The following is a 3,326-nucleotide window of genomic DNA, read 5'->3' on the forward strand; positions in this document are numbered from 1 at the left end:
TGCGTCGAGGCACCGGAGCGTCGAAGAGTGGCGTAGAGTCGGGGAGTGCAAGCACGAACGTCCGCACCGGCGCGACGGGCGACGGACGTGTGGTGACCCAGGCAACGGCGCTCACCGCCGCCAACGCCACGGCCACAGAAACGCCGAGCAGCACACGGGTACGACGCAGTGCGCGCGCGGTACGGCGGGGATCGGCGTGCTCGCCGCCGCTCAGAGTACCAGTGTTCTGGCGCGTGTCGTTCGATTGCGTGAACGCGATCGGCGCCGCGCCCGTGAGCTGCGCCGCAAACTCCGCTACGCTCGTCTGCCGATCTGCTGGAAGCTTCGCGAGCGCCGTAAGTACCGCGGCTTCCACATGCGGTGGAATGGTGTTGCGCGTTGCGGTGAGTGATGGCGGCGGCGTGGACAGCAACCGCGCGACGATGGCTTGCGTGGTCGGGCCAGTGAAGGGCGGCTCGCCCACGAGCATCTCGTATGTGACCGCGCCGAGCGCATAGATGTCGCTGCGCGCGTCCACCACTCGCTCGCCGGTCGCCTGCTCGGGGCTCATGTACTGCGGCGTACCGAGACTCAGCCCCGTCTGCGTCATGCGCGCACCGCCCGCGCTTTGCACTGCCAGCGCGATACCGAAGTCGGCGACGAGCGCATGCGGTGTGCCTGGCCCGCCCTGCAGCAGAATGTTCTCGGGCTTGATGTCGCGGTGCACGACGCCACGCGCATGCGCGGCTTGCAACGCATCCGCCACTTCACGCGCTAACCGCACCGCCTCGGCGATCGGCAATTGCGTCTCGCGCTGCAAGCGGCCGCGCAACGTTTCGCCTTCCACGTACGGCATCGCGTACCAGAGCAAGCCGTCGGCACTGCCGCTGTCGAGCAACGGCAGAATGTGCGGATGCTGCAACTTGGCCGTCGTCTTGATCTCGGCGAGGAACCGATCGGCGCCGAGCGCGGCACCGAGGTCTGGGTGCAGCACCTTGATGGCGACGTCGCGATCGTGCCGCGCGTCGTGCGCGAGATACACGGTGGCCATGCCGCCGGCGCCGAGTTCACGCCGCACGGTGTAGGCGGGAGCAAGCGCCGCGGTGACGCGCGCGATGTCGCTCACGCGATACCAGTCATACGATGTCGCTCAGACGCGGTCACTCGGGCGATGTCAGGGACGTGTGTCATGCCGGCAGCGGAGCGCCCGGCACGATACCGAGCAGAAAATCGGCCAACGGGAATATGCTGAGCGGCCCCTGTTGTTGCCTGAGCGGAGTGTCAGTGAGCACGATGAGTCGCGCGTCGGGGAACTCATCGTGGAACGCCAGCAGGCCGCGACCACCCTTCGCGAGACGCGCGGATCGCGTCGGGCGCGGCCCGCGCGTTCTCGATTGGCCGAAAGGCCGCCGCAATACGTCGACTTCCCGGTCCCCCTCGGCCCGAAAAGGAATGTGCTACGTGTGGGCCGATTACTAAGCCTTGGGAGGGGTGGGGCAGGGGGGGATAAGCGGCGACATATGCTGATTATAGACGGTACTGCCGTCCGTCCTAAGCTGACATTGACGGTGGCGACGTCTCGGCGGTTCCGCGCTGGTGCGCGACACACCGTTAACAGGCGGCGCCCACCGGCGTTACCGCTATTCGGTCACCATCTGAAAGCCCGCGATGGCGAAGTGCCGATCGAGCGTCAACGCCGCACGCGTGCCGCGTTCCGCCATGATCGCAAAGCTCACGGCGTCAACCATGGAAAACGGCTGATCGGCATAACGTGTGAGCCAGCGGTTGACGGCTAAGTCTTCGATGGGTGCAGTGCTCGAAACGACCACGTTGGGTGACGCGCGCACGAACTGCACGAAGCGCAGCCCTGATGCGATGCCGGCACGCCGCATGACCAACGCGTGCGACTCGGCCACCACCAAATTCGATGTCACAATGCGCGCGCGGCGCGCCACACACGCGCGCAGCGCGGCGCTCAATCGGTCGTGATCAGGGTGCGATCGCACCACGATCGGATACCAGGCACTGGTATCGACAAATACCTCATCCATCACTCACGTCCCATCCGACTGCGCACGCCACGACGCCTCCTCACTCTGGGCCAACAGGCGATCATGCTCGCGTGCGGCATCGACCGCCTCAGGCTCGTCACCGTCGCTGACGAGGCCGATGAGTCGAAGTGTGGGATGAGCCGACGGCTCCATGTGCTGCAACTCGAGCGCCTCGAGCCCACGGCGCAGCACGTCGGACTTCGAAGCGCCGAGTTGCGCGGTCAGTCGCTCCAGTCGCGCCTGATCTGCATCGGTCAGGTAGACCTGCGCCGGTTCACCGACTCGCTTCGACTTCCGGGGTGTGTCATGATAGTCAGTCATGACAATATGTTATGGCAAAGGCCATGGGAGTCAATCCGGACCGCCTCGGCGGCATCTGTTCGAGAAGCCCAACTGCGCGCGGAAGCGATCGCGACGGGATGCGCCGCCCCGTCGGCGGTGATGGACCCTTGTGGGCTCCCAGCGTCGATGCTACTAATTTAGTATGACAGCCACTACCATTAAGCTAGAAGGAGCGCTACTCAAGGACATTCAGGAGTGCAAACCGCGGAGTCAGACGCTTGCAGCCTATGTACGCGAAGCGCTTGAAGCCGACGTCCGGCGGCGGCGCATGGCGCTCGCGGCACAGGAATATCAGGCGTTTCTGTCTGCCAATCCTGACGAGGCGGCCGACATGGAGCGGTGGGCCGGGGCACCACTCGCGGCGTCAGTCAAGCGGCGCAACCCGTGAAGCGGGGAACCGTCGTTTGGGTGAATCTCGAAGACGCGCATCCGCCTGAACTTGGCAAGACGAGACCGGCCGTCGTCGTGTCGAATACGGAGCACAATGCATCGCTCCCTTCGGTTGTCGTTGTGCCGCTTTCCTCGCGCGCGCCGGCGATTTGGCCGTTGCGCTTCCCGATTCCTCCGATCGGGAAGCTCAAGCGCAGCTTCGCCGTGACGCCCGGGGTTCGCCAGGTGGCGCAAACGCGCGTGCTGCGGAGCGAGGGTCTGCTGCCCACACACGTCCTCGATGCATTGAGTGACGCGCTCGAGGTGTACCTACGCGACTGATGAAGAACCCAGCCTTGACGGCGATCCTTCACCCCACGTCCCCACGCCACAACCCCTCGAGGAACTTCGCGACCGGTATAATCTCAATGCCGTCCTTCGTTACCCGCCGCCGCGGTTCCAGGCACACCATGATGCGCCGCCGCACCCCTGGCTGATCTTCGCCAAACGCGATGAGCCCCTTCAAGTGCGCGGCCGAAATCCTGGGCGACGACTTCACTTCAATCGCGATCTCCGCATCGCCAA

5 protein-coding genes and 1 pseudogene are annotated in these 3,326 nt (G+C 65.2%); 2 read left to right on the plus strand and 4 right to left on the minus strand.

Translation table 11 applies throughout. The features are described 5' to 3' along the window. From RMP10_RS08830 to RMP10_RS08840, 3 genes are all read right to left on the minus strand, one after another. A partial coding sequence (locus RMP10_RS08830; RefSeq protein ID WP_310569974.1) for a serine/threonine-protein kinase occupies positions 1–1,105 on the minus strand: 1,105 nt, incomplete at its 3' end. Positions 1,106–1,619: 514 nt separating this feature from the next. Further along, the gene (locus RMP10_RS08835) at positions 1,620–2,030 is read right to left on the minus strand and encodes a PIN domain-containing protein (RefSeq protein WP_310569975.1); all 411 of its coding nucleotides are present in this window, start codon (positions 2,028–2,030) and stop codon (positions 1,620–1,622) included. Between the two features lie 3 nt (positions 2,031–2,033). After that, entirely contained in the window at positions 2,034–2,351 is a 318-nt protein-coding gene (locus tag RMP10_RS08840) for a hypothetical protein (protein WP_310569976.1), read from the minus strand. A gap of 163 nt (positions 2,352–2,514) precedes the next feature. On the opposite strand from RMP10_RS08840, the gene RMP10_RS08845 reads away from it, so the two are divergent. Together RMP10_RS08845 and RMP10_RS08850 are read left to right on the plus strand one after the other, a co-directional pair. Continuing rightward, the gene (locus RMP10_RS08845) at positions 2,515–2,760 is read left to right on the plus strand and encodes a hypothetical protein (RefSeq protein WP_310569977.1); all 246 of its coding nucleotides are present in this window, start codon (positions 2,515–2,517) and stop codon (positions 2,758–2,760) included. Further along, positions 2,757–3,083 (plus strand): type II toxin-antitoxin system PemK/MazF family toxin, encoded by a 327-nt coding sequence (locus RMP10_RS08850; RefSeq protein WP_310569978.1) that lies wholly within the window; start codon positions 2,757–2,759, stop codon positions 3,081–3,083. The genes RMP10_RS08845 and RMP10_RS08850 overlap by 4 nt, the downstream gene beginning before the upstream one ends. A 28-nt stretch (positions 3,084–3,111) precedes the next feature. On the opposite strand, the pseudogene RMP10_RS08855 reads toward RMP10_RS08850, so the two are convergent. Then, positions 3,112–3,326: pseudogene (locus tag RMP10_RS08855) on the minus strand (AAA family ATPase); the annotation flags it as partial.

This window comes from Gemmatimonas sp. (genome assembly GCF_031426495.1).
Lineage (GTDB): Bacteria > Gemmatimonadota > Gemmatimonadetes > Gemmatimonadales > Gemmatimonadaceae > Gemmatimonas.

Excerpts from the sequence above, each read along its gene's own strand:
- RMP10_RS08835 (WP_310569975.1), bottom strand. The coding sequence starts at position 2,030 with ATGGATGAGGTATTTGTCGATACCAGTGCCTGGTATCCGATCGTGGTG.
- RMP10_RS08840 (WP_310569976.1), bottom strand. The coding sequence starts at position 2,351 with ATGACTGACTATCATGACACACCCCGGAAGTCGAAGCGAGTCGGTGAA.
- RMP10_RS08845 (WP_310569977.1), top strand. The coding sequence starts at position 2,515 with ATGACAGCCACTACCATTAAGCTAGAAGGAGCGCTACTCAAGGACATT.